Annotated in this window: 25 protein-coding genes; 16 read left to right on the top strand and 9 right to left on the bottom strand. The window is 44.9% G+C overall.

Annotated elements, in window-relative coordinates:
- The first annotated feature begins 105 nt into the window (after window positions 1-105).
- Window positions 106-1023, top strand: coding sequence for a DMT family transporter (locus tag Nant_RS10305; protein ID WP_082400181.1), 918 nt, complete (start codon window positions 106-108; stop codon window positions 1021-1023).
- A gap of 19 nt (window positions 1024-1042) precedes the next feature.
- Here Nant_RS10305 and Nant_RS10310 read toward each other — a convergent pair whose 3' ends face one another.
- Window positions 1043-1471 (bottom strand): hypothetical protein, encoded by a 429-nt coding sequence (locus tag Nant_RS10310; RefSeq protein ID WP_054341566.1) that lies wholly within the window; start codon window positions 1469-1471, stop codon window positions 1043-1045.
- A 97-nt stretch (window positions 1472-1568) separates the two neighbouring features.
- On the bottom strand, window positions 1569-2051 hold the full coding sequence (locus Nant_RS10315) for a MarR family winged helix-turn-helix transcriptional regulator (RefSeq protein ID WP_162224937.1): 483 nt from the start codon (window positions 2049-2051) through the stop codon (window positions 1569-1571).
- Between the two features lie 205 nt (window positions 2052-2256).
- Here Nant_RS10315 and Nant_RS10320 point away from each other — a divergent pair, with 205 nt between their 5' ends.
- Together Nant_RS10320 and fahA are read left to right on the top strand one after the other, a co-directional pair.
- Window positions 2257-2799, top strand: coding sequence for a VOC family protein (locus Nant_RS10320; protein WP_054341568.1), 543 nt, complete (start codon window positions 2257-2259; stop codon window positions 2797-2799).
- A 132-nt stretch (window positions 2800-2931) separates the two neighbouring features.
- Window positions 2932-4269 carry a fumarylacetoacetase gene (fahA, locus tag Nant_RS10325; protein ID WP_202904990.1) on the top strand — a complete coding sequence of 446 codons (1338 nt, stop codon included), beginning with the start codon at window positions 2932-2934 and terminating at the stop codon, window positions 4267-4269.
- Between the two features lie 157 nt (window positions 4270-4426).
- Here fahA and Nant_RS10330 read toward each other — a convergent pair whose 3' ends face one another.
- Window positions 4427-4858: a DUF3010 family protein gene (locus Nant_RS10330; protein ID WP_054341569.1), complete on the bottom strand. Its 432-nt coding sequence runs from the start codon at window positions 4856-4858 to the stop codon at window positions 4427-4429.
- 156 nt (window positions 4859-5014) lie between these two features.
- Here Nant_RS10330 and Nant_RS10335 point away from each other — a divergent pair, with 156 nt between their 5' ends.
- From Nant_RS10335 to Nant_RS10350, 4 genes are all read left to right on the top strand, one after another.
- Entirely contained in the window at window positions 5015-5629 is a 615-nt protein-coding gene (locus Nant_RS10335) for an SMI1/KNR4 family protein (RefSeq protein WP_054341570.1), read from the top strand.
- Window positions 5630-5703: 74 nt separating this feature from the next.
- Complete coding sequence (locus tag Nant_RS10340) at window positions 5704-6441, top strand: hypothetical protein (RefSeq protein ID WP_054341571.1); 738 nt, start codon at window positions 5704-5706, stop codon at window positions 6439-6441.
- A 96-nt stretch (window positions 6442-6537) separates the two neighbouring features.
- The gene (locus Nant_RS10345; protein ID WP_054341572.1) at window positions 6538-7332 is read left to right on the top strand and encodes a DUF3047 domain-containing protein; all 795 of its coding nucleotides are present in this window, start codon (window positions 6538-6540) and stop codon (window positions 7330-7332) included.
- 238 nt (window positions 7333-7570) lie between these two features.
- Window positions 7571-8608 (top strand): hypothetical protein, encoded by a 1038-nt coding sequence (locus tag Nant_RS10350; RefSeq protein ID WP_054341573.1) that lies wholly within the window; start codon window positions 7571-7573, stop codon window positions 8606-8608.
- A gap of 332 nt (window positions 8609-8940) precedes the next feature.
- Here the strand turns inward: Nant_RS10350 and Nant_RS21555 are convergent, their stop codons facing one another.
- The 5 genes from Nant_RS21555 to Nant_RS10375 form a co-directional block, all read right to left on the bottom strand.
- Entirely contained in the window at window positions 8941-9693 is a 753-nt protein-coding gene (locus tag Nant_RS21555) for a LamG-like jellyroll fold domain-containing protein (RefSeq protein ID WP_054341574.1), read from the bottom strand.
- Between the two features lie 700 nt (window positions 9694-10393).
- Window positions 10394-10798, bottom strand: coding sequence for a DUF4259 domain-containing protein (locus Nant_RS10360; protein ID WP_054341575.1), 405 nt, complete (start codon window positions 10796-10798; stop codon window positions 10394-10396).
- 44 nt (window positions 10799-10842) lie between these two features.
- A complete protein-coding gene (locus Nant_RS10365) occupies window positions 10843-11583 on the bottom strand; it encodes a siderophore-interacting protein (RefSeq protein WP_054341576.1) in 741 nt (246 codons plus the stop codon).
- 13 nt (window positions 11584-11596) lie between these two features.
- A complete protein-coding gene (locus Nant_RS10370) occupies window positions 11597-12118 on the bottom strand; it encodes a MarR family winged helix-turn-helix transcriptional regulator (protein WP_054341577.1) in 522 nt (173 codons plus the stop codon).
- A 97-nt stretch (window positions 12119-12215) separates the two neighbouring features.
- The gene (locus Nant_RS10375; RefSeq protein ID WP_054341578.1) at window positions 12216-13073 is read right to left on the bottom strand and encodes an SDR family NAD(P)-dependent oxidoreductase; all 858 of its coding nucleotides are present in this window, start codon (window positions 13071-13073) and stop codon (window positions 12216-12218) included.
- 186 nt (window positions 13074-13259) lie between these two features.
- Here Nant_RS10375 and Nant_RS10380 point away from each other — a divergent pair, with 186 nt between their 5' ends.
- The 3 genes from Nant_RS10380 to Nant_RS10390 are packed head-to-tail and all read left to right on the top strand — an operon-like array spanning window position 13260 to window position 18430.
- Complete coding sequence (locus Nant_RS10380; RefSeq protein ID WP_054341579.1) at window positions 13260-14135, top strand: hypothetical protein; 876 nt, start codon at window positions 13260-13262, stop codon at window positions 14133-14135.
- Window positions 14136-14170: 35 nt separating this feature from the next.
- On the top strand, window positions 14171-15370 hold the full coding sequence (locus Nant_RS10385) for an exonuclease SbcCD subunit D (protein ID WP_054341580.1): 1200 nt from the start codon (window positions 14171-14173) through the stop codon (window positions 15368-15370).
- A gap of 3 nt (window positions 15371-15373) precedes the next feature.
- Window positions 15374-18430: an AAA family ATPase gene (locus Nant_RS10390; protein ID WP_054341581.1), complete on the top strand. Its 3057-nt coding sequence runs from the start codon at window positions 15374-15376 to the stop codon at window positions 18428-18430.
- Window positions 18431-18475: 45 nt separating this feature from the next.
- On the opposite strand, the gene gap is transcribed toward Nant_RS10390, so the two are convergent.
- Window positions 18476-19480, bottom strand: coding sequence for a type I glyceraldehyde-3-phosphate dehydrogenase (gene gap, locus Nant_RS10395; protein WP_054341582.1), 1005 nt, complete (start codon window positions 19478-19480; stop codon window positions 18476-18478).
- A gap of 197 nt (window positions 19481-19677) precedes the next feature.
- Here gap and Nant_RS10400 point away from each other — a divergent pair, with 197 nt between their 5' ends.
- The 6 genes from Nant_RS10400 (at window position 19678) to Nant_RS10425 (ending at window position 23651) form a co-directional block, all read left to right on the top strand.
- Window positions 19678-20349 (top strand): 3'-5' exonuclease, encoded by a 672-nt coding sequence (locus Nant_RS10400; RefSeq protein WP_082400199.1) that lies wholly within the window; start codon window positions 19678-19680, stop codon window positions 20347-20349.
- Window positions 20350-20492: 143 nt separating this feature from the next.
- Window positions 20493-21332, top strand: a complete 840-nt coding sequence (locus Nant_RS10405) for a DNA-binding protein (protein WP_054341583.1) — start codon at window positions 20493-20495, stop codon at window positions 21330-21332.
- Window positions 21333-21395: 63 nt separating this feature from the next.
- Window positions 21396-21842 carry a hypothetical protein gene (locus tag Nant_RS10410; protein ID WP_054341584.1) on the top strand — a complete coding sequence of 149 codons (447 nt, stop codon included), beginning with the start codon at window positions 21396-21398 and terminating at the stop codon, window positions 21840-21842.
- Between the two features lie 76 nt (window positions 21843-21918).
- A complete protein-coding gene (locus Nant_RS10415) occupies window positions 21919-22578 on the top strand; it encodes a response regulator (protein WP_054341585.1) in 660 nt (219 codons plus the stop codon).
- Entirely contained in the window at window positions 22575-22850 is a 276-nt protein-coding gene (locus tag Nant_RS10420; protein ID WP_054341586.1) for a hypothetical protein, read from the top strand. The genes Nant_RS10415 and Nant_RS10420 overlap by 4 nt, the downstream gene beginning before the upstream one ends.
- A gap of 189 nt (window positions 22851-23039) precedes the next feature.
- Window positions 23040-23651 (top strand): glutathione S-transferase family protein, encoded by a 612-nt coding sequence (locus tag Nant_RS10425; protein WP_054341587.1) that lies wholly within the window; start codon window positions 23040-23042, stop codon window positions 23649-23651.
- Window positions 23652-23711: the final 60 nt, after the last annotated feature.

Here is a 23711-nt window from a genome sequence, read left to right on the forward strand (position 1 = left end):
TTTTAGCATTATATGCTAATTACAATCTAATATAGGGTTAAGTTAGCAAGGACATGCGTCGCTGTCTTCAATGATAATAGCGTTTTTATTAATGAAGACATTCCCATGAACACAATAGCACTCAAGCGCCTAACGTATTTTTCACCAAATCAAGGTGGCATTATGGCTGCGCTGGTGACTATTATTATCTGGGCGAGCTGGTTGATATCAATGAGAGCGGGAACTCAGTCACAACTTTCCACTATTGATCTGGCCGTGCTACGTTACGGTCTCACGGGTCTGATTCTATTGCCTGTTTTTATCAAAGCACTGCCTTCTCTGCGACAAACTCCTAAGCGTTACCTCAGCGGAATTTTATTCGGCGCGGGCATTCCTTTTTTTTATTTATCATCAACAGGTATGAGCTATGCACCGGTAGCGGATGCCGGATTATTAATTACCGGAACCTTTCCTTTATTCGTTACGTTTGCTGCGGTGGTTTTTTATCGCGAAAAGCTAACAACGCAGCGAGCATGGGGGCTTTGTGCTATTTTCGTGGGTATTTCAGCAATCTTGTTTATATCGATTATGAGTACGGGCCCAAGTCATTGGAAGGGGGATCTGTTTTTTCTGTGTGCGAGTCTTTCCTGGGCAATATTTACCGTCAGTTTAAAGCTTTCTGGATTGCGGCCCCTGGATGCGGCGGCGTGGTTATGCGTGGCATCTGGTGGCATATTACTGGTGGGGTTGCTTGTAGGGTTATGGGAGCTAAATATAGTCCAGGCCCCTATTGAACAAACACTGTATCAGGTGTTTGTACAGGTGCTTTGCGTTGGGCTTATTACCGGTTTCAGTTATGGTTTTGCTGTACGTCAACTGGGTGCCGAAAATACATCTGCCATTGGGGCCTTCACCCCCGTACTTGCTGTATTGGGGGGGGTATATTTATTAGGTGAACCGATACAAATGGCTGCATGGGTAGGGCTTGGGTTTATTACGTGTGGTGTGCTATTAGCCAGTGGCGTGCGGTTAAGACGTCACTGACATATTTAGTGGGTATTAGCTATTTAGATGATTTCGGTGGTTTAGGCGTCTTAGGTAGTTTAGATGGCTTAGACTGTTTTTCAGACAAATGCGCGACGATTAATTCAGAAGGAGACAAACCCTGTTTATCCGCCTGATCCGTCAATAAATCAAAAGCCTGTAGCGTGATTTTGAGTATCTGGTCTGCTTTATGAGTATTATTATGTTCCAGCGCCAGGAACAAGGTAGATTCGTGTTTTTCATCAAGCCATTCTTGGCACCACTCTCGCACTTCATTTACGTTATGTGAGCATTTACGCCAGGCTTTAAGTGCCTTTAGGTTTTTTTTAGATGCTTTTGAAGAGCTTCCTTTGTCTAAAGAAAGGTCAAATGGAAACTTGTCATCTTTGGCAAGTTTTACGTCAATCCATTGAACAACAGCATCTAAATTACTCTTCTTTATCTTCATCTGTAGGTCTCGCCGTATCAGGTTTAAGTAAGACGGGCGCATTGTTACAAAAAAACACCCCCGATAATATGAAACTTTTATTAAATATTGTCGTAAATTAGCCTAATTGCTTAAGTGTATCAGCCTGTAAGGCAATACGATCAATAAACTGATTAAACAATTGTTGTTCATCCTTGGACAGCGTCGACAATAAATAATCTTCCCTGGTGATTACCAAAGGGACAATTTTCAGGTAAATTTGCTGACCTTGCTCGGAGAGGCAAACGCTGGAAAAACGACGATCTTTGGCATCCGTTTGCTGAATAAGTAACGCCGCTTTCTTCAAATTTGAAATGGCCCGACTTACCTGCATTTTCTCCATACAAGTAAACGCTGCAATCTCTTTAGCTGACATCTTCGGATTTTCACCTAAGGCCGCCAAAACACGCCATTCCTGAGGGGTTAAGTTGAAACGCCCGCAATAAAGTTGTGCAATCACTGCGCTTACAGAAGCATTCAGCATCGCCAACCGATATGGAAAAAAGCGGCTTAACTGCAGTGTGCTGGCTTGTGTCGCGGTTACTTTTTTTTGAGAAGTCATAAGCATCGTAGTAGAAGTAAACTGGTTAGCCATCTTAGGATGTAAAATGTAAAAATACAATTTCCTGATAGGAAATAATCAACAATCTAATATTAAATCCTTATTTAACAGCTATTTAGCGATATTTTTCAATTTTTGACATCGGTAACGAATGTTACTAGTATGGATGAAATACAAACAACAATAGTTAGCTGAGGGTATAGCCATGATTAAACTTGAGCAGATCCATCACGTCGCTTATCGCTGCAACGATGCAAAAGAAACGGTTGAATTTTATCAAAAGATGCTCAATATGGAGTTTCTGGTGGCGATTGCTGAAGATCTTGTACCCTCAACGAAAGAACCTGATCCCTATATGCATGTGTTTTTGGATGCAGGTAATGGCAACATTCTGGCGTTCTTTGAGTTGCCGACTAAACCCAAGATGGATCGTGACCGTATGACGCCAGAATGGGTGCAGCATATCTCTTTTCGTGTTAAAAACTACGACGCATTGGTAGAGGCTAAAGCAGAACTAGAAGCTAAGGGTCTGGACGTATTAGGCCCAACCAATCACGGTATTATTAAGTCTATTTATTTCTTTGATCCCAATGGTCATCGTCTTGAATTAACCTGCCTGACAGGAACCGATGAGCAGATGCAGCAGCTAAAAGAAGTTGCTCCGTTGATGCTCGAAGAGTGGGCGCGCACTAAAAAAGCTCCGAAGCATGCCGCGTGGATGCATGAAGAAGAATTCGCGCCTAAATAAGCCAACGCACTGCTTTTTTATAAAACGCTGACAGCTCTTTATAAAAAATTGAATAGATAAGCGAAAGCCAGTAACAGGGCTTTCGTTTTTATTGTTTCTGGGTAGATAGAACAAGAACAGAGAGTTATTAATATGACAGATTCGCTTAAGTTGAAAACGTTGAATAAGTTGAACGAAACCCACGACCTGACGTTAAAAAGTTGGGTAGCCAGTGCAAATCGAACTGACTGTGATTTTCCGATTCAAAACCTTCCATTTGCTATTTTTCGTCGTGCAGGTTCCAGCGAAGCATTTCGCGGTGGCGTAGCTATTGGTGATCAGGTAATTGACCTGGCATGTGTCGCTGAAAAAAAGTTCTTTTCTGGTGAGGCTGCTGATGCAGTCCAAGCTTGCTCACAACCTACGTTGAACCAGTTTATGGGAATGGGTTCTGCTTACGCGTCTGCATTACGTTTAGTACTGTCACGCGCGTTAAGAGAAGGATCCGACAACGCCTTAGAAAGCTGCTTAATTGCTCAGTCTGATGTGGAATTTGATCTGCCAGCGACCATCGGTGACTATACCGATTTCTATACCTCTGTTCATCATGCCACCAGTGTCGGTAAATTGTTCCGTCCAGACAACCCATTGCTGCCAAACTATAAATGGGTGCCGATTGGCTACCATGGCCGTTCCTCTTCAATTGGTGTTTCGGGCCAGACTTTTCATCGTCCTATGGGGCAAACGAAAGCGCCAGATGCCGAAGCACCAACCTTAGGTCCTTGTAAACGTCTGGATTATGAACTTGAGCTGGGTATCTATATCGGTCAGGGCAATGAGATGGGTGATCGAATTGCGCTGGATAACAGTGATGATCATGTATTTGGTTTTTGCATGTTCAACGACTGGTCTGCCCGCGATATTCAGGCATGGGAATATCAGCCATTAGGTCCGTTTTTGGCGAAAAACTTTGCCTCTACGGTTTCTCCATGGATAGTCACACTCGAAGCGATGGCTCCTTACCGTACATCATGGACACGTGATATTGCCGATCCTCAGCCACTGCCATATCTTGAGTCAGACGCTAACCGAGAGCAGGGTGCATTTGATATAAAGTTAGAAGTATTGATTCAAACTGAAAAAATGCGCAATGAAAATCAACTACCTACGTCAGTTTCATTATCTAATTTCTCTTATTCTTACTGGACTGTTGCGCAGATGGTCGCTCATCACACCGTGAATGGTTGTAACCTTAAACCGGGTGATTTTCTCGGAAGTGGCACACAGTCAGGCCCTGATTACGAACAATCAGGTTCATTGCTAGAGTTGTCTCGCGGCGGTAAAGAAGCGATTGAGTTAGCAAATGGTGAAAGCCGGACTTTTCTTAATGATGGCGATACGGTTGTACTGAAAGGCTGGTGCCAGAAAGAGGGTGCCGCACGTATCGGTTTTGGTGAAGTGAGTAGCACGGTACTGCCCGCAAAATTCTAAACGCGTATATAGAACACTTAATAGCGAAAGACCTGATAACACCTCAAACTATTTTTCAGATAGTTTGAGGTGTTTAGCATTGTCTGCATCGTTCACTCAATTGCTAACACAATCATGGAATCAGATTGGCGTAAGCTATCCAGAAAAGCGATCTGACTTATTGCTGCCCGCGTTGTTGATAAGCGAAAGCAGTGGTGAAGGCTACTTGCTGGAAAGGCTTTAAACCGGTTTCTTTAAAAGGGATACTTAACGGATTGTATTTAAGTACTTCTTTTATCTCGGATGCTGACATAATCTCAACATCAAGTTCTTCTGCAAGCTGTAGAGTCGCTTCCATTTTGAACGCGATAGCGCCGCCGGCAAACTTACCTTTCATCGGTGCCTGATTGATGACGATCTTGTCCACTTTGTAATCTTCCATCAATTTAGCAAAGCTAAACTGGAAGTCTTTTAAGTTCTGGCTGATGTTGCTATCTAGCAAAGTAAAGCGGCTTGTCCTGCACTCAGGAATATCAAACAACCCATCAGACAAGGATAATAGACAGATAATAGCTTCATTGTTCTTTAACTCAACACCACAGACTCTCATGACAAACCCCACTAAAATTGAACGATGCGCATTATAACGTTAAAAGCGCGGATAAAAACCTGATTTCTTGCGTCCATTGCTGTCTGGTTTCTGTATCCTTACCTCCCTGAATTATTAGCCTGTACAATTAGCCAGTACATCGCAGGAGCTTTTGGTATGAACTTACAAGCAGCAGTGAATCTGATTAACAGCTTTAGCACAAGAGAGCTGCCACTCAGAGTAGGCGTAGATGGCGCTATTAGTCGCGCATTAGAGAAGCACAAATCAGTGTCGTTACCGCCCGAGTTAAAAGCGTACATTGATACACTTTGTCCGCAACAAAGCTTCATATTTGAGGGGGTAGGGAGTCCGATCAATATATTAACAACCGCTGATTTATCGTGGAGTATGCCTGGATATAATATTGATCCGGAAACTCTGGCGCCAATCGTTGGATGGAAAGATAGCTGGTTTCTGATTGCGAATGAAGGTGGCGAACCTATTATTGTTGATATCAGCGAAACGAACAGCACATCTACCGTGTATAGCGCCATACAAGGAGGAGAGGGCTGGGAATTTGCACCGATTGCCGACTCCATCGGGCTGTTTTTACTCTGTGCTGCGGCCATTGAGCATGCGATGGATTTTCCGGGTGTTGATGAAGCGCTGGATGATGATTTCAATTTAGCCGATAAAGCCGCGCAATGGTTATTTCCATTTATCAAACAACATGCGCCTACTTATTATGAAGAGTGGGTGGCCGTGTTTGAAAACTACGAAGATGCAATGTAAACCGGCGGTAAGCTTGCGATACCCTGCGTGTCAGGGAATAATGAATTATTTATGTGTTTAATTGGGCGACATCTATGACCGTTGTATTTGAAGAGCTGGACTATCAGGAAACTCCACTAGGTGTCATTAGCCTTAGACGACGTTCAGAGCCACGACTTAATAATAAAATCCTTTTTGAAATTAAACTGGATGATGAATATTTAATGTCCAGTTTGTTCACCGAAGCCGAAATTCAGCTATCTAAAATCTGCCTTGCGGCATTAGAAGGCGATGAGCTCGACGTCGTTGTCGGTGGTTTAGGACTAGGGTATACCGCATGGGCTGCATTGGAAAATCCAGCCGTACGCTCGCTTAAGGTCGTTGATGTGATGGCGCCAGTCATCGATTGGCATCGTCGCGGATTAGTGCCGCTCGGTACCCAGTTAACATCAGACCCGCGCTGCACCTTGATCCATGCTGATTTTTTTGATGTAGCAACGTCAAAAACCAAAGACTTTGATGGCTTAGCTTATTCTGAAGGGCAGCCACATCCACAAGTACACGCAGTGTTATTAGATATAGACCACTCGCCCAGCTATTGGCTTAACCCAGGTAATAGTGCTTTTTATACTGAGCAAGGGTTACGTGATGTATCAGAAAAAATTCTATCCGGAGGTATCTTTGGCTTATGGTCAGATGAGCCACCAGCCGCAGATTTTATGGCTTTGCTTAATCGTATATTTGAGTCGTGTGAGTCTCACGTAGTGAGTTTTCCGAACCCTTATTTGGGGACAGACTCAACTAATACGGTGTATCTGGCGCGCAAAGCCTAAGCAGTGATTTGAAGGGAAGCCGTCAGGCTTTTTTTTCTGGCTAGTCGTTTTGCCGGCTGTTTTGCAGACATTACTCATGCGCAGCAGCGGTGGCACTTGAAGATAATTATCTTAAGGAGTGCATGTCATGCAAAGGCAAAAAATAACCATTCACTGGACTCCATAATTTATCTGATCCGCGGTGGCATTGCTTTACTCGCCAGCGCGGTTTACCTCAGCAACGCATGGGATGCCATAATGACGATGAAGAAGCTTTCAACACTACTCTCCTTAGGTGTTCTGTTCGCAATAGAGGCAACCAGTAGTTATGCCGCCGATGTAAGCTATTCAGCCGCCTCGATCATCGACTGGAAACATAAAAGTTTTTCAGGTGATACCGCCTATAGCGTTGTTTATGACGAGCAACTGCAAAAAAAAGTGATTCAGGCCAGTAGCATGCAGTCGGCATCAGGTTTGTTTTACGAGCAAAAAATTGATCTGGATAAAACTCCCTGGCTTAACTGGTCATGGCGTGTCGAGAAATTTCCGACCATCAGTGATGAAAAGAAAAAAGCGGGCGACGACTTTGCTGCGCGTATTTATATCGTCGTGCAAGATGGCTGGACATTTTTAAGTACCAAAGCCATCAGCTATGTGTGGTCACAACAAGCGAGCGCCAATGATATCTGGCCCAACCCGTTTACCGGTGACAAAGCTATGATGCTTGCTGTCAGAGCAGATCAAGATGGCAACGGCTGGGTAACAGAAAAGCGCAATATAAAAGCAGACCTGCAAAAACTGTTTGGTAAAGAGATTCGCTACATTAAAGCCATCGCCATTATGACCGATACCGATAACTCTAAAAGCTCAGCCATTAGCTACTACTCTGATATTCGCTTAACCGAAGAGTAAATGGTCAATGAATGTCCCTTCAGTTTCAACTTTTTCAGACAGCTTTTATGCACACTGGCGCTCAGACGAAATGAGCTTTCCTGCGCATTACCTTTCAGGCAACTTGCCGTAGGTTTAAATTCAGTCATTTAAACGACATCTGTTTGTAAAATAAGGCCTATATAGTGTGCTCCGAATTATGTAATAAATTAATGAGCGCTGTCTTGGTGTTCTTATTTTTCTTTCGGAGAAATCGCATATGCTTAAACATGTTGCCTTAACGGCCCTCGGAGCATTCGCTCTGGTGTCCGCAACTGTTCACGCCACACCGGCTGAGTCTGCTTCGGTATTGAAAGTCGGTTTGTGGGGAGATCAATTTTACAGCGACGATATGGCACTTAAAGAAAAGAGAGCCAGACAAACAGTTGATTCGATGAATGCTCATAATCTGAGTGTCACCTTGTTTACCGGTGATACCAAAAACGGGCATACAAAATGTACAGACGACGCCATTGGTGCGAACATTGTTAATACCTTTAATGCATTAAAAGCACCTACACTTTATAGCGTTGGCGATAATGAATGGACAGATTGTCACCGTACCAGCAATGGCGGCTATGATCCGCTGGAACGTTTGGACTACCTGCGCAATGTCTTCTTCAAAACAGAAAACACTCAAGGCAAGCATCCAATTGCAGTTAAAAGACAAGCGGTTGACGGTAACGCATATAGCGAAAACAGCCGTTTCACGATGAATAATGTTGAATTTGTAGCGCTGGCCGTTCCGGGAAGTAACAATAATCTGATTGGCAAAGAAAAACACTGCATTAAGAAATCCAAACGTACAGAAGTGGATTGTGATGCGGCGACAAATGAATACGAAGCCCGTAATGCAAAAAATATTGAATGGCTTGAAGCGTCTTTCAAAGAAGCGCGTGATAACGAATATGCAGGTATCGCCATCGTTATTCAGGCTGATATTTTTTTCCCATTCGAGCTTTCTGATGGCGGTTACAAAGACGACTTCCTGCCAAGCCTGAACGAAAAAAACGGTTTCAGCGATTTTTATCATACATTGCAGGCTGAGACGCACAAATTCGGCGGTCAGGTCTTGTTAGTTCATGGTGACTCTCACTACTATAAAGTAGACAAGCCTATGTACGAAGATGACGGACGTCTGACGGCGAACTTCACACGTGTGCAAGTTTTTGGCGAAGAAGATAATAGCTGGATTGAAATGACGGTAGATCCAAAAAGCGAAGAAGTTTTCTCCTTTATACCTGTTGTCCTCCAGTAACACGTCGATACAGAATCAGACTCTATCAGGCAGCCATTATGAAATTAATTTTCGTGGCGGCTTCCTGACTACTCCGGCACAAATAGCGTCATTGAAACTGGCTATTACGTCGTAACAAACAGCTGGAAAATCTTGCCCGAATATTCAATCCGATCATTCAAGGGTCGGTTAACGCAGCATGCTTTTTATATAAAGGAAATAAAAAAAGCATCGCCAAATGGACAGATGCTTTTTGATGCCACTCATTTATTAAAAGAGTGGGTCGACGTCGGGTTGCATGGGTTTATACAGGCATTTCGTCGTCGATAATTAATTTCAATAGCGAAGTAATATTAAGATTGTTTTTTAAATCGACGGACGGCTACACCCATCAGTCCTAGGGCAAAAATGGCAAGTGTAGATGGTTCTGGGACAGTAACACCACCAACTTGAAGCACACCGTTGCCGCTAGCTCCACCGGCTCTAATGGTTGCCACTTCTAGAGAAGTAAGAGTTTGATCAAAAAAGAATACGCCGTCCATTAGCCCGTTAAGTGGGTATGCGCTATTTGCGTTTCGACCTATATCTATGAATGAATGCGAAGGATTTAAGCCATCAGCAAACGAGAATACAGGATTCCCATCAACATAAAGCTTTTGAGTTACTCCATCAAAAGTATGTGCAATAAATGTCCAGTCTGTGGTTGCAGCAATAGGTGAATTCTTAACACCATTTTTACTTACTGACCATTTCCCATTCTTAACCTGTGAAAAACGATCCCAGGAACCATTATCATTCGACAAGAATATATTCCAAGCAGTTGGATCACTTAATTTTATCCACGTTCCCCAGCTGAAGTTAGGTACAGTATCGCCACTTGAGTTAATCGAAGCTCTTAACCAAGAATTACCAGTACCATCAAATGAAGCGGCAAGACCATCTAGGCCAGTAACATAATTTACAGTTCCTGCAGGCTCAGTTAAATCTGGCCCTAGTCCTGTTTTTTCATCTCCATTACCGTCAAGACCGTAAAATCCAATTAGACTTGCGTTCGCCGTGCCAACAAAAAACATTATACAAAAAAGTGATAGTGATATAAATTTCATGTGATATTCCTTTCAATATTTCAATTTGGTTATGCGCGGCGATCTAATAAAAGTGTCGCAAATATGATACATATTGAAAGCAAAAATCGGTCCAACTAATAAATATCCAATTATTACAAATACTTAATAAATTAATGTAATTTTTTAAGTTTTAGATGTAAAAAATCCTGACACCCTGCGCATAAAAAAGGCTCTATTTACTGAGCATCTATTATCAAGGCCGGTCCGCGATTGCGATGACGGTTGTCGAGGCTCGCTACTTTTTAATTTGTTTCGTTTGTTAGCAATCACAAAGCATCTGGCGTGGTCTGTAAGAAGCTTCTACTGAATCAAAAAACACCCTTCACGCCCGGTTAATTTGACAAGGTGAGGGAGCAAGAAAGTGGCATTTAAAGCGCAACGAACTAACTTTTATTTAAAGGTAAGCGAAAATTCAACGCCCACATGACTAGTGTCTCTCGATTTACAGGTTAGCCAGTGTTTGCACAACGGTCCCTGCAATTTACTGTCCCGTTTACTCAATATGATACGGACTGAGATGGCTCAATATCAAGCTATCTTTGAGGTAACTTCTACTATCGGCAGCGGCTATCTACACTCTAGCATTGTAAAAAAACCTGACACATTTAGACTTGCCTTGAATGACTATCTTTGGTGTCCACCAGCGTAAAGTTCGCATCACACCCTGTGCAGCCGCTTGTTAACTGCTGAGGTCATGAATTATAGCCTCAAGATTCGCTTTCCACGTTGGATAATCATCTTCGTTTCCAGCCCAAAGCTCATTTAATTCTGATGATTCACCCAGAACGCGGGATAATGCAGCCGCTAACTTACCTTTAAACGGAACAACAGTGTCTAGATGTTGTTTAGATAACCACTTATCCAGGCCATCTATTCCGTCATAAGAAACTTTATTGATTAAAGAGTTTACCATTGCCGCAGCGACAATTATTTCATGGCACTCGGTATATTCAAGATATTTGCATTCAGAAGAAGATATAGCCTGATCAACTAACTCGGATATTGACAAGCCTTCATCCATAGCATCTTCAATAACTTCACAAGATGTATCATCATCGAATACACCTATTCCCCAGGCACCCATGATTTATTCCTTTAAAACCTTTTGCTTCATTGTCCCGGTAAAGCTCAACTTGCCTCCGAATCTTCCCGTTTCGCCTGTTTATGCTGATCTTCGTTGCTATCGAGTTTCCAATAGCTGGAGATATAGAGTTGGTGTGTCTGCTCCTTGCGTTCTTCCTTAAAATACTTGCGTAGCACACGCATGCTACTGAACTCGCATGCTGCCCATACGGACACCTGGCCTTTTAACCATGTGAGCTGGCGAACACACTCTAGTAGGGTGTTGCCATTAGGGTCGGTAATCGGATTTATGACCCAATGCAGTTCGAAGTTTTCCGGATGCGGCAAGGCTTGAATATCGCTTGCATCGATGACTTCGATCACCGCATAGCCCGTAGCATCGTGCGGTAGTGAGGCGATATTGACGCTAATAGCTGGCAGGGCGGTCATATCTCCAATAAGAAGAAACCAATCGGATGTTGGATCGATCTCTTTTTTAGGGCCGGGGCCACCCACCAATATTCTATCGCCGGGAGTCGCCTGAACAGCCCACGCTGAGGCGGGGCCTGCCGCGTCATGAATCACGAAGTCTACGTCGATTTCGCTCGCTCGTTGCTGTCGCACGGTATAGGTACGGAGTAGGGGTCGGGCATCAGCGGGTTGCGGAAAGATCAGTTTGATGTAGGTGCTTGCCTGATTAGCGGGGAAGCTGTTTAGGCCTTCACCGCCAAGCGTGACGCGCAGCATGTGCGGAGTTACATAAGTTGTACGCATTACGTCGAGTGTTCTGGGTGCGGGTCTGTTCACAATTACTTTACTCCTATACCTGCGGGTCTGTTGACGCGCTCTGGTTATCTGGCTGTGATTGAAGGGTCTGGTCGCTGAGGTTGTCGTTTATTGAATTTGAGATGCGTATAAAAGCAGCGACATCTTGTTCGCTCAGGTTACATGTCATTTGGGCGGTTATTTGCTGCTCGACGGCGTTGAGCTGTGCCATGATCAACTCCCCGCTGGAGGTGAGTTGCAACAACTGACTACGACGGTCTTTTGGGTTGTCGATTTTAGCTATCAGGCCGTCTTTAAGCAGTTCGTTGAGCACGCGGGTAATCTGCGCTTTGTCGCGCTGCATACGCTGGGCAATAGAGTGAGCGGTGCAGGCTGGATTACGGCTAATTCCTTTAAGTGCCCGAATATGCGTGATCGGTAGAGGGATCTGCTTTTCTTTAATGGTTTCGCGTAACCGTGACTTGTACGTATGTGTCAGGCGGTGCAGGGTCTCGCTGAGTGATGATGGTTGCGGTGCTGGCTCTTGTGATGAGTCCTTTAATAAAAGCGACGACATGGAAAACCTCTATTTAGTTGATATAGTCAACTTTATAGAGTGTAGTAGATAGTGTCAACTAATTGTCGACGCTATCTGTTATCACTATTTTTTCCCGCTATTTATTCTCGCTATCCGCGGCCCTGCGCAGCACTAAATCCAGCATATTGGCCGACAACAGTCTTCTTAAATAAGCAAACAGGTAGGTAGGAACGGTGACGTAATAGCGTGCCTTTGGTTTTTTGGCTTCAAGTGCGTGAATTACTCTTTTGAGCACGGCTTCTGGCCCTAGCGTGAAGGGGTCCTTTTTTTCAGGATCAGGTTGAGCCGCTAAGCGTTTTTCTACGGCTTCATACGTGCGTTGATGGGCGCTGCCTTCAATAACAATATTCTGTTTAAACTTGGTATAGGCGTTTTTTCTGAAATCGCTAGAAATCGGACCCGGTTCAACCAATGATACAAAAATGCCGCTGCCATGCAATTCCTGGCGTAGCGTATCTGTCAGACCTTCCAGTGCAAATTTGCTGGCATTGTAGGCGCCCCGGTATTTCATGCTAATCAGCCCCAGCACTGAGCTGTTTTGAATAATACGGCCATAACCCTGGCGCCGCATCACTGGAATCAGCAGGTTGGTAAGTTCCAGCGTGCCGAACAGGTTAGTTTCAAATTGCTGACGAAGTACATCGCGGCTCAAATCTTCAACGGCGCCAGGCTGGCCGTAGGCACCATTATTAAACAGCGCATAAAGTGTCCCTCCGGTTTGTGTTAACAGCCAATCCACCGCCGCTTCAATTGAACAGCTGTCATCAAGGTCCAGTTGGCACGCTTCTAAGCCACGTTGTTGCAGCATAGCCACATCGGTGGCGAGGCGTGCCGATGCAAAAACACGATAACCACGCTCTTGTAGACCTAGCGCAACCTGTAAGCCAATGCCGCTTGAGCAGCCGGTAATAAGTATTGATTTGTCAGCATTCATGCAGAAAGCCTCCTTATATATTAATGTCGCAGACACTAGCACACAGCTAATTACCTTAGTACGGTTTAGACGCATATTATTGCGTCATATTTTGCTATCCTACGGTTCAAATTTGCTACCCATACCTTCTACTCCTCTATGAAAAAGAGTAGCAAATAACACTCATACACGGTTTCAGGAGCATAAATGCGTTTCATATCGTTAGCTTTGGTCTCTTTACTCGCCACCATACCTTTTACTGGAATGGCTTATGCAGGTGCCACCTATGAAGGGCCGGATTCGGTCCCTCTGTTTCATCCGTTGTGTCTCAATGGATTGAAAAGCCAGGAAGACGAAGGGGGCGCATTTGATATGAGCCGTTGTTCTGATGAGTATCAGAGCATCGTCGTTAAGCAAACGCCGGATGGTAGCTACTATGCTAAGCGACCAGAAAATACCTCCGGAGAAGCGCAAGGATACGTGGTGTATCAACCCATAGGTACGCTGGATAAGGCGATGGAGTTATTACTGGTACATGACAAGGAATCGCAAAAAGAAACACAAGCGTCGATTTATGTGATTGGCCGTCTTCCACATTTAAGCGAAGGCTCGCGGGCCTTTATTACCAGTATCGGTGAAGGCGGCGATCGTTGTAACGGCGGTATTCAATCGGCACGTTTAATATCTGAAGCGATTTTAGAGGTAGATATTAATGTTAATCCCGCCACATTGATGGCGCTGGAGTCGCTCGATAGCTCAGGATCAGATAACGAATCAGATCAAGCACCGCAAAAATCGCTGATAAAGTCTGCATTATCCAGCCTGAGCCTTAAGCCTAAGCGCCAGCTTGATGACAGGCCGACGACCTGTATTGGCTCGGTGACGAAAAGCTACGACCTGCTAAACGACAAAAAAAGTTATACCTGGGTGCATTTCAGGGAAGAGAATACACGGGTCGCAGTAGATCCATACCAGCAGTGCTTTGATGAGTTAGTCGCCGATTTTGTTACGCCACCGCAAACCATTAACATGCAGGATTTTGAAGTGTTCAAACAGTTGTTTATTAGTGAATGTAAAAAATAAATATTATAATAAACAGAGTATTAAAGCGATAACTTATGAAAATACTGCACACATCAGATTGGCATATCGGACGTCAGTTTCATAACGTGTCCCTGTTGGATGATCAGCGCCATGTGCTGAATCAGATTGTCGATATTGCGCATCAGCAACAGGTCGATGTGATTTTAATTGCCGGTGATATTTATGATCGCTCAGTGCCGCCTTCACACGCGGTGGCGTTGCTGGATGAAGTGCTTGACCGGATCAATAAACTAAAAATACCGGTTATATTGATAAGCGGTAATCATGATGGCGCTGAACGCCTGAGTTTTGGTTCATCACAGCTCGCGCAAACGGGTGTACATATACTCGGTGATCTGGAGAAAATTACCGAGCCTGTAATGCTCAGTGATCAGCATGGCGAGGTGGCGTTTTATGGTATTCCCTACGCCGATCCGGCTTCCGTCCGGCACGTGCTGCAAGTAGAAGCCACTACGCATGATGACGCGATGGGGCATGTGGTGGGCTGCATCTTAAAAGCTCTCGACAAAAATCACGCCAAAACTCTTGATAAAACTCTCGATGGAACGACTGCGGCGAAACCTCGTACGGTGGTGCTCAGCCATTGCTTTATTGATGGCGGCCAATCGTCTGAATCTGAACGGCCTTTATCCATCGGGGGCGCTGATCGTATCTCTTATGAGCATTTTTCTGATTTCGATTATGTCGCACTCGGTCATTTGCATGGCCGGCAATATAAAGGCTCTGAGACTATTCGTTATTCCGGCTCGATTCTTAAATACTCCTTTTCAGAAGAAAAACAGATTAAGTCTGTGACGCTGGTTGAGCTAGGCGCCGAAGGTGTTAGCAGTATTGAACAAGTGCCTTTAAACGCGCTAAAAGATATGCGCACCCTCACGGGCGCGCTAAGCGAGATACTTGAAACGGCGCCTAACGACCCGAAACGCGATGATTATCTACAGATTCGCTTAACCGATAAGCACGCCATCCTAGATGTGATGGGCAAACTGCGTCAGGCTTATCCTAATGTGCTACATATTGAACGTCCGGGATTAATGGCAGCCAGCCCGCAGCAAAGCGCCCGCCGGGAGCAGTTAAAAAAAGGCGAGATGTCGATGTTCAGCGACTTCTTTGCGCAGGTGAATGGCGAGCCGTTAACGCCAGAGCAACAAACCTATGTATCGCAAACACTTTCAGATCTGCATGATAACGATCTACTTCAAAAGGTCCGCTAACCTATGCATCCACTAACGTTACACATGAGTGCGTTTGGTCCTTTTGCGGCTGAAGAGTTGATAGATTTTTCACGATTGGGCGATAAACCACTGTTCCTGATTAATGGCCCGACCGGTTCAGGTAAAACCACCATTCTGGATGCCATCTGTTTTGCCTTGTATGGTAAGACCACCGGCGATGAGCGCGAAGGCTCACAAATGCGCTCGGATCTGGCGCAACCAGACCAGCTAACCGAAGTCACCTTTACATTTGAGTTGGCAGCACAGCGCTACCGTATACGTCGCGTACCCGATCAGCCCCGGCCCAAAGCGCGAGGCGACGGATTTACGCAGCAAGCGGCTGAAGCGCAGTTCTGGTTGCTCGGTGATGATGATACCCCTGAAAAGGTTATCGTCGGCAGTAAAGTCACGGATGCCACCCGTGAAATTGAACAATTATTAGGCTTGAGTGCCGATCAATTCAGGCAGGTAATGGTGCTGCCGCAGGGTAAGTTCCGTCAATTGCTGACGGCTGACTCAAAAGATCGTGAGCACATATTTAGTCAGCTATTTCAAACTCAGATCTATAAACAACTTGAAGATGAACTCAAGAGCCGGTCAGCAGAAGTGCGGCGGGAAGTCGATGCGCTGAGCAAACAAAAGACCGCTTTACTGCAAAATGTTGAACTGGACACGACCGAAGCCCTCGCCGAAAAGCGCTCGGAGGCTTCGATTGAATCTGAGCATCTCAAGCAAATGCTCACACAAAAGCAGGACGAGAAATTAAAAGCGTCCACCGAAAAAGAACGGGCCGTTGAGCTGTTAGCGCGTTTTGAACAGCTGGATCGCTTAGTCGCCGAACAACAAAAACTGGCCGCAGGGCAGGGTGAAATTGAACAGTTGTCGTTGCAGTTGCAACGTGGCGGTAAAGCGCAGGAAATTTTACCGGAGTTTGAGCGCTACCAATATTTATCAGCGGAGCTTTTAAAGCACAGCGAACGACTTAAAACTAAATCGGTATTGTTAAGCAGGCTTGAGCAGACTTTTCACACGGCGACGCTTGAGCATGCTTCGCTTCCTGAATTGCAGTTGCAGCTGAATAAAAACAAACAACAGCAACAGACCTTACTCGGTTTTCAGGTAAGAGTTGAGAAACTTCAGGCATTAGCGCAAAACCAATCGACGGCTGAAAAAGCGGCTTCTGCAGCACAAACACAACAGCAGGCAGCTAAGCAGCAATCCGAGCAGAACACGCAAAAAATGGATCAAGCAGAAGAAACTTTGATCCAGCTACGCTTTGCTGTTCAGCAGACCAGCGCACTTCAGCTTGAACACCAAACATGTGTCCAGCACCTGCAAGCAAAGCAAAAAGTTGAACAGCTTCAAAAAACAAAAGAGGGCGCCGAAACAGCACTTCAGCTCTCTCAACAAAAAGGTAGTCAGTTAAAAAAACGGGCGGACGAGCAGCAAACAACAGCCACCGCGATTGAGCGTAATTGGCATTTGGCACAGGCTGCTATTTTAGCGATGACGTTGCAAGATGAAGCGCCTTGTCCGGTATGCGGTAGTGCTGAACACCCCTCGCCTGCACATGCCGAAGTAGCTCCGCCAACGCAGGCGATGGTTGAGCAGGCGAGGAAAGAAGCACTGTATGCTAACGATACGCTTAATGCAGAACGAGAAAATTATCGCTCTATAAACAATGAGATAACTCGGTTATCTAATGAAATACATGAACTTAATGCCGGCCTTGGAAACACTCAAAATATAACACTCGAAGCACTACGCTCTCAATACGATTTGCTCACAAAACAGCTTGAAACATTGCGGGGCCAGCAGACAGAATTGAACAAAACCGAGCAGGGTTTAATAACACTTAAAGCAGCACAGTTGCCATTATCAAACGCAGTGGATGCCGCACAAAAAGCGTTCGATGCCGCCACAACATTACATGCTGAAGAGCGCAAAGCCTATCAAATAGCAGAGCAGGAAGTACCCGAAGCATATCGTTCGCATACTCAGCTGGAAGCGGAAGTTACGCAACAACAGGATGCAGTCAGCCGTTGCGAGCATCAGATAGATAGCTTGCAGCAGCGTTATAATACAGCAAAAGGACAACGTGATTCGGCAGCGGCAGCGCTGACTATCCTTAACGGAAACCAAGAACAAAGTAAGCAGTCACAGGATGCCGCGCATCAGCAATGGCATGTGGCATTGCTAAGAAGTGAGTTTGATAATGTTGAAGATTTTCAGCAGTCCGTTATGCCTCGCGCCAATCGCGATCAATTCCAGCAGCGCGTTGATGTCTATAAGCAAGCAGCACAGCAAAACCTTGGTGCATTGCAAAGTCAGCAGAGCGCCTTGGAAAACCTGTCTCGTCCTGATATGCCGCCTTATATAGAAAGAATAGCCGCGGCAGAGCAGGCTGAACAACTCGCGAATCAGCAATGGGGTGTGTTACATGATCAGTTTACGTTGCTGAAAAATGCAGAGCAGCGCATCAATACGCTACAAAAAGAAAGCAAAGTACTCGAGGAACGTTACGCTGTCGTCGGTACATTAAGCGACGTTGCTAATGGTCAAACAGGTAATAAAGTAAGCTTGCAGCGCTTTGTGCTGAGTGTGTTGCTGGATGATGTATTAATAGAAGCCAGTCACCGTCTTGCGTTGATGAGTAAAGGGCGCTATCGACTCCTGCGAAAAGAAGATCGCGCTAAAGGCAATCGCGCTTCCGGGTTAGATCTTGAAGTAGACGATGCCTACACCGGTCGAGTCCGCGCGGTAGCGACCTTGTCTGGCGGTGAGAGTTTTATGGCGGCATTGTCGCTGGCGCTCGGTTTGTCGGATGTGGTGCAAGCGTATGCCGGTGGCATACGCCTGGATACGCTGTTTATCGATGAAGGTTTTGGTAGTCTGGATCCTGAGTCGCTTGATCTGGCCGTAAGAACATTAACCGATCTGCAGCAAAGCGGACGGATGGTAGGAATTATTTCCCATGTCGCCGAGCTTAAAGAGCAGATCTCTGCCCGCATCGATATTGCTGCCTCGGAACGGGGCAGTAAAATAGTCTGGCAGCAGTAAGAATGGAATGACGTTAAACGCGGCTTAAGTTAAAGGTCACCCGTATTAAAGATCACTCATGACGCGGGCAGTATCCAGCATCCGGTTCGAGAACCCCCACTCGTTATCGTACCAGGCAAAGACTTTAACCAATCCGTCGCCGACACGTGTCTGGGTGCTGTCGAAAATAGAGGAGGCGGGGTTATGGTTAAAGTCGATGGATACTAGTGGCAGCTCATTATAAGCAAGAATGCCGAGTAGTCGCCCTTGGCTTGCCTCCTTCATCAGTTGATTTATCTCTTCAATACTGGTCTTGCGGCCGGGTGTAAAACTCAGATCGACCAGTGAAACATTCGCTGTAGGTACACGCACAGCCAAGCCGGTTAAACGTCCTTTCATTTCTGGCAATACCAATCCAACCGCTTCGGCAGCACCCGTGCGAGTAGGGATGATAGATAATGCAGCCGCGCGTGCGCGGTAGATATCATTCTTGTAAACGTCTGTTAACTGCTGATCATTGGTATAGGCATGGATAGTTGTCATCATTCCCTGAGTAATACCAATATGCTGATGTAAAACCTGAACTAAGGGCGCCAGGCAGTTGGTGGTGCAGGAGGCATTAGACACAATCAGATGATCTGCGGTTAATACATCATGATTCACGCCATATACAATGGTTGCATCTGCATCTTTACCGGGTGCAGATATCAACACTTTTTTAGCGCCTTGCTGTAAATGAATAGCGGCAGTTTCACGGGATGTAAAACGCCCGGTACATTCAAATACAATATCGATATCCATATCAGCCCAGGGAAGCTTACTCGGATCACTTTCTTTTAAAATCTGAATGGTATCGCCATCAATATGCATGCTGGATTCATCGGCTGATACTGGATAACGAAAATGTCCATGCACAGAGTCATACTCAGTCAGTAGCGCATTCGCTTTAGCGTCCCCCAGGTCATTGATCGCGACAATAGATAGATGCTCGCGGTGTGGGCTTTCATATAAAGCACGCATGATATTTCTGCCAATACGCCCGTAGCCGTTAATCGCAATTCGAATAGTCATATCATTACTCCCGATGTTGGCCCTCAATGCTGGCCCCAGTGTATGTTCCCTTCCTCAAGCATAGGCCAGAATAGTAGGATGCGTAAATAGACAAGATAAACAATAAATCCCGTATTATTAATCAGTTACTTATCATTAATAAGTTACTATAAGGATTCTGTAAAAATCCAATGATTTGATTGATGTGGGTGGAGGCTATGCTGGATAAGAAGACTGACACGAAAGCTTATAAAAGGGCGGGTAAAAAGTCTGACGAAATAGATGCGCCAACAAAAGCAGAGATGACCTTGCTGGAGCCTTTTGCCGGGCTGACTTTAGCGCAGATCATCGTACCTGAAACAATCGCGGAGTTTGAGGCAGCCACTGCTGATTTGATGCGCTGTCGATTTGTCGGATTTGATACAGAATCCAGGCCTACCTTTCAGAAAGGGGAGGCATCGGCTGGTCCACATATCGTACAGCTAACCACACTTGAGCACGCCTATATCTTCCAGCTGTATAGAGAAGAAAGTCATCGTTTTTTAACTGAAATAATTGAATCAACCCATACTGTAAAAGTGGGATTTGGGCTCAAGTCGGATAAAAGTCATCTGCGGCGTAAGCTTGGAGTCACGCCTAAAGCTATTCTTGATATGGATAAAGTCTTCAGACAAGAGGGATATCGAAAAGAGCTGGGCGTAAAAGCCGCAGTTGCTATTCTCTTTCAGCAGAGATTTCAAAAATCTAAATCGGCAACCATGTCGAATTGGGGAGCAGGGGTGTTAAAAAATAATCAGCTTTTATATGCGGCTAATGATGCCTATGCGGCATTAAAAGTACTCAGCGTTATGAATAAAGATGAATCAGAGCTGCCTATTACAGATGTGTAAGCACAAAAGCTTACTTCTAAAAATGAGCTCCTGAAGTGCGCCTTGTTAGTAATTTTCAAAAGAGGCTCTGAAGTAAATTATTGAGTGATTTATAGTCTGATCGCGGATATGATGCGTATCAAACAATACGTATTGTGTATTATATGCCAAAAAAATCAGACACCCGTGAAAAAGTGCTCGATGCTGCAGACGGTTTATTGCAGGAAGGGATTCGCCCCACGCAACAAAACGTCAGAGAGCGTATCGGCAGTGGAAGTATTACCACGATCAATTCCGCGCTCAATAACTGGTGGCAGACATTATCAGACAGAATCAATCGTAAAGATCAGCACCCTAATCTGCCTGAACCTGTTATTAGCGCAGCTAATCAGCTGTGGGATCAGGCGCTGGCCTATGCACATCATTCACTGAATAAAGAGCGAGAAGAGATTCAGTCCCTGCTGCTTGCCCGAAAAGAGCAAGGCTCAGCTCAAATCGAGCAGCTTAGAAGCACTGTTGACCAGCTGCAACAGCAAAATACACGCGGCCGTACACAAAGCGATGAGCTAAAAGAGCAGTATCTGGAGTTACAGAAAAAGCTCATGGAATCTGAGACAGCGCTGATTCGTGCCACCTCGGAACGGGATGACCTGCATCGAAAAAATAAGCAGCAGGAAATTATTCATCGCCATTCTATGGCTAATACAGCCGCCCATAGTGCGTCTGATGATATTGTCAGCAACCCTGGCCAGAGCGAGAAGCTCTTTGAAGCACGTGTTGAATCTAAATTAAATATAATAAAAATCAATGAATTAACATCACAACTTCAGAGTAAAAGTGATGAATGCATAACACTTAAAGAGATATTGTCTTCGCAGGAGCGCGGCTCTTTACAGCAGCAGCATCGACTTGAGCTAGTCATCGCGCAGCAAGATACTCGTTATGATGAAGCGCTCAAAGCATTAACTGATTGCAAAATGCAGCTATCTCTGGCAAAAAAGTAATGTTTAACAATCAATTTATTAGATAATAATAGCTCTTTTAGATAGCAGCTCTCAGGAAAAAGCATGGATACTGATTTACTGTTAGACGCCGATAGTGAAACCATTAGAGCAGCCCTATTATCCTGTTCCGAAGGCGATGCCGTTAACTGTCTATCTGAAGATGTGTTTACTCGAGCAAAGATATTGTTGGTTAAGGAAAAAATAACCGGTATTAGTATCCAGCTCCTAGGTGACGATGGCTACGTTATCCGTCAGGTAACCGGAAAACACCGTAGTGAGCTAGGTGATGGGGAGTTTAATGATCGCCAGCTTGCCGTTATAAAGGCACTTGAAAAAGTATTACAGCATTGCAAAAAAGAAGGGATACGGCTGGTAGGGTACAGTGATGAGTTGGTCGCCTATCCGGCAAGCCTTAAGGATTTAGCACAGGCATCAGTTTATGCGCTGGATATCGATAGCAGTGACGCTTACTCTGGTGCTGATTCAAATTCAGCATTAATAGAAAATTAACTATTTAACTTACATACATTCCCCTATTTTAATGTCAGGATGCCACCAATAATGAATAAAAGCAGATGTAGGCTTTATGATAACGGCAAAAGTTTTACTCGTTGATGATCATGACATCGTGCGCGCTGGTTTTAAGCAACTGCTTGATTCACATGCGAATATAGAGATTGTAGCTCAAGCAAATAATAGCCATGACGCTTTTGAATTTTATAAAACAGTATTGCCCGATGTTGTCATCATGGACCTCTCTATGCCGAATAGTTCAGAGAACCAGGATGTTGCCAGCGCCCAAGGCGGAACGCAGGCTGTACAGCGCATTATGGACTTTGATTCAGCCGCAAAAATTATTGTTCTTACGGTATGGGAATCCAGCCCTTACCCCAGCAATCTTGTTAAAGCAGGTGTAAAAGGATATTTGACCAAGCGCTGCGCACCGGAAGAGCTTGTTCAGGCAGTCTTGACTGTTTATCAGGGGGGGAAGCATTTTTCAGAGAATATTAAAGCGCTTATCAACGGAGATGATGACATAAGCCCGGTTGAAATACTGACAAAGCGAGAATTAGAAATTTTTACGTTACTGGCAGAAGGACAACGCTCTACCCAAATCGCAGAGGATATTTTTCTGAGCAACAAAACCGTCCACGCTCATCGTTCAAATATTATGCGTAAGCTGTCACTCGCCAATAACGCCGAACTAGTGCATCTGGCTATTCGTCACGGGGTGGTCCGCCCTTGATAGACGAAGACGATAACTTACTGATTGAATCCGAGTTCTTCTGGCATGCATTAATTGAAGGCGATAAAATCGTCCTTGAAGCTGACTATTTTGAAGAGGGTGCGCTCGCGTTGCGCCAAGGAAAAGCCTATGAAGTACTGGCTAAAACCCAGCCTTTTCTAAGTAACATGTCATTTGTTGTGCAGTCTGACATTACCGATCAACTCGTTAACGTGCATCCATTTCTGGTAGACAACTATCTAATCAACCCGGTTAAATACCGACTTAATTGAATCTTTATTTAACCAATAGTATTCCCTGCTTTACTCACTGAGTCATTGTTTTATTGCACGCTTCGGCCACAATGCTCCTAACGTTTGGCAAACCAGCCAACAATGATGCTGTAATGATGTGTTATCTGCATCACGCTTATACTTACAATCATATCCAGACTCATATTTACAATTAATCAGGTAAGCACAATGATCACAATTTACGGTAGCCCCAAGTCCAGTGCAGGTCGTTGTTTTTGGTGTCTTGAAGAGGCAGGCGTGGAATACAAAAATCAGTCTATCGATTTTAAAGCGGGCGAGCATAAGTCCGAAGAATTCTTAAAGATAAACCGCAACGGTAAAATACCGGCACTGCAAGATGGTGACTTTACTATTTGGGAGTCGCTGGCCATCAGCAACTACATTGCCGATGCTTACAAACCTGAATTACTGGGCACAACAGCGCAAGAGCGCGGCCTCGTAAGCCAGTGGAGCATCTGGTCCGTAGCAGACTTGCAAGTACCGATGATCGACGCCTTTATACAGTTGGTCTTTGTACCAGAGCCTCATCGTAATGCAGAAATCATCAAGAAATCTTTTGAGAAACTACCTGCTATGCTCAGCTCGCTAGAGACGGAGCTGGAAGGTAAAGATTATCTGGTGAGTAATAAATTTACATTAGCAGACCTGAACGTATCATTTGTGGTGGGTATTTGTGATGACATCAAGTTTGATTTAGCGCCATACAACAACATAAATCAGTGGCGCGCCCGCTTGGCTGAACGTGACGGCACGAAACGCTACAAGGCGTTGTGCAGCTAGACACTGAAGACCTTTAGTACACTAAAGCCTGGCAGAAATGCCGGGTTTTACTAGATAATC

The sequence above is a fragment of the Neptunomonas antarctica genome (genome assembly GCF_001305295.1).
Taxonomy (GTDB): Bacteria; Pseudomonadota; Gammaproteobacteria; order Pseudomonadales; family Balneatricaceae; genus Neptunomonas; species Neptunomonas antarctica.

Coding starts and splice junctions, on each gene's coding strand:
- Nant_RS10320 (WP_054341568.1), top strand. CDS start 2,257: ATGATTAAACTTGAGCAGATCCATCACGTCGCTTATCGCTGCAACGAT.
- Nant_RS10330 (WP_054341569.1), bottom strand. CDS start 4,858: ATGAGAGTCTGTGGTGTTGAGTTAAAGAACAATGAAGCTATTATCTGT.
- Nant_RS10385 (WP_054341580.1), top strand. CDS start 14,171: ATGAAAATACTGCACACATCAGATTGGCATATCGGACGTCAGTTTCAT.
- Nant_RS10315 (WP_162224937.1), bottom strand. CDS start 2,051: ATGACTTCTCAAAAAAAAGTAACCGCGACACAAGCCAGCACACTGCAG.
- Nant_RS10340 (WP_054341571.1), top strand. CDS start 5,704: ATGACCGTTGTATTTGAAGAGCTGGACTATCAGGAAACTCCACTAGGT.
- Nant_RS10350 (WP_054341573.1), top strand. CDS start 7,571: ATGCTTAAACATGTTGCCTTAACGGCCCTCGGAGCATTCGCTCTGGTG.
- Nant_RS10370 (WP_054341577.1), bottom strand. CDS start 12,118: ATGTCGTCGCTTTTATTAAAGGACTCATCACAAGAGCCAGCACCGCAA.
- Nant_RS10425 (WP_054341587.1), top strand. CDS start 23,040: ATGATCACAATTTACGGTAGCCCCAAGTCCAGTGCAGGTCGTTGTTTT.
- Nant_RS10390 (WP_054341581.1), top strand. CDS start 15,374: ATGCATCCACTAACGTTACACATGAGTGCGTTTGGTCCTTTTGCGGCT.
- Nant_RS10310 (WP_054341566.1), bottom strand. CDS start 1,471: ATGAAGATAAAGAAGAGTAATTTAGATGCTGTTGTTCAATGGATTGAC.
- fahA (WP_202904990.1), top strand. CDS start 2,932: ATGACAGATTCGCTTAAGTTGAAAACGTTGAATAAGTTGAACGAAACC.
- Nant_RS10400 (WP_082400199.1), top strand. CDS start 19,678: ATGCTGGATAAGAAGACTGACACGAAAGCTTATAAAAGGGCGGGTAAA.
- Nant_RS10380 (WP_054341579.1), top strand. CDS start 13,260: ATGCGTTTCATATCGTTAGCTTTGGTCTCTTTACTCGCCACCATACCT.
- Nant_RS10360 (WP_054341575.1), bottom strand. CDS start 10,798: ATGGGTGCCTGGGGAATAGGTGTATTCGATGATGATACATCTTGTGAA.
- Nant_RS21555 (WP_054341574.1), bottom strand. CDS start 9,693: ATGAAATTTATATCACTATCACTTTTTTGTATAATGTTTTTTGTTGGC.
- Nant_RS10335 (WP_054341570.1), top strand. CDS start 5,015: ATGAACTTACAAGCAGCAGTGAATCTGATTAACAGCTTTAGCACAAGA.
- Nant_RS10405 (WP_054341583.1), top strand. CDS start 20,493: ATGCCAAAAAAATCAGACACCCGTGAAAAAGTGCTCGATGCTGCAGAC.
- Nant_RS10305 (WP_082400181.1), top strand. CDS start 106: ATGAACACAATAGCACTCAAGCGCCTAACGTATTTTTCACCAAATCAA.
- Nant_RS10410 (WP_054341584.1), top strand. CDS start 21,396: ATGGATACTGATTTACTGTTAGACGCCGATAGTGAAACCATTAGAGCA.
- Nant_RS10375 (WP_054341578.1), bottom strand. CDS start 13,073: ATGAATGCTGACAAATCAATACTTATTACCGGCTGCTCAAGCGGCATT.
- gap (WP_054341582.1), bottom strand. CDS start 19,480: ATGACTATTCGAATTGCGATTAACGGCTACGGGCGTATTGGCAGAAAT.
- Nant_RS10415 (WP_054341585.1), top strand. CDS start 21,919: ATGATAACGGCAAAAGTTTTACTCGTTGATGATCATGACATCGTGCGC.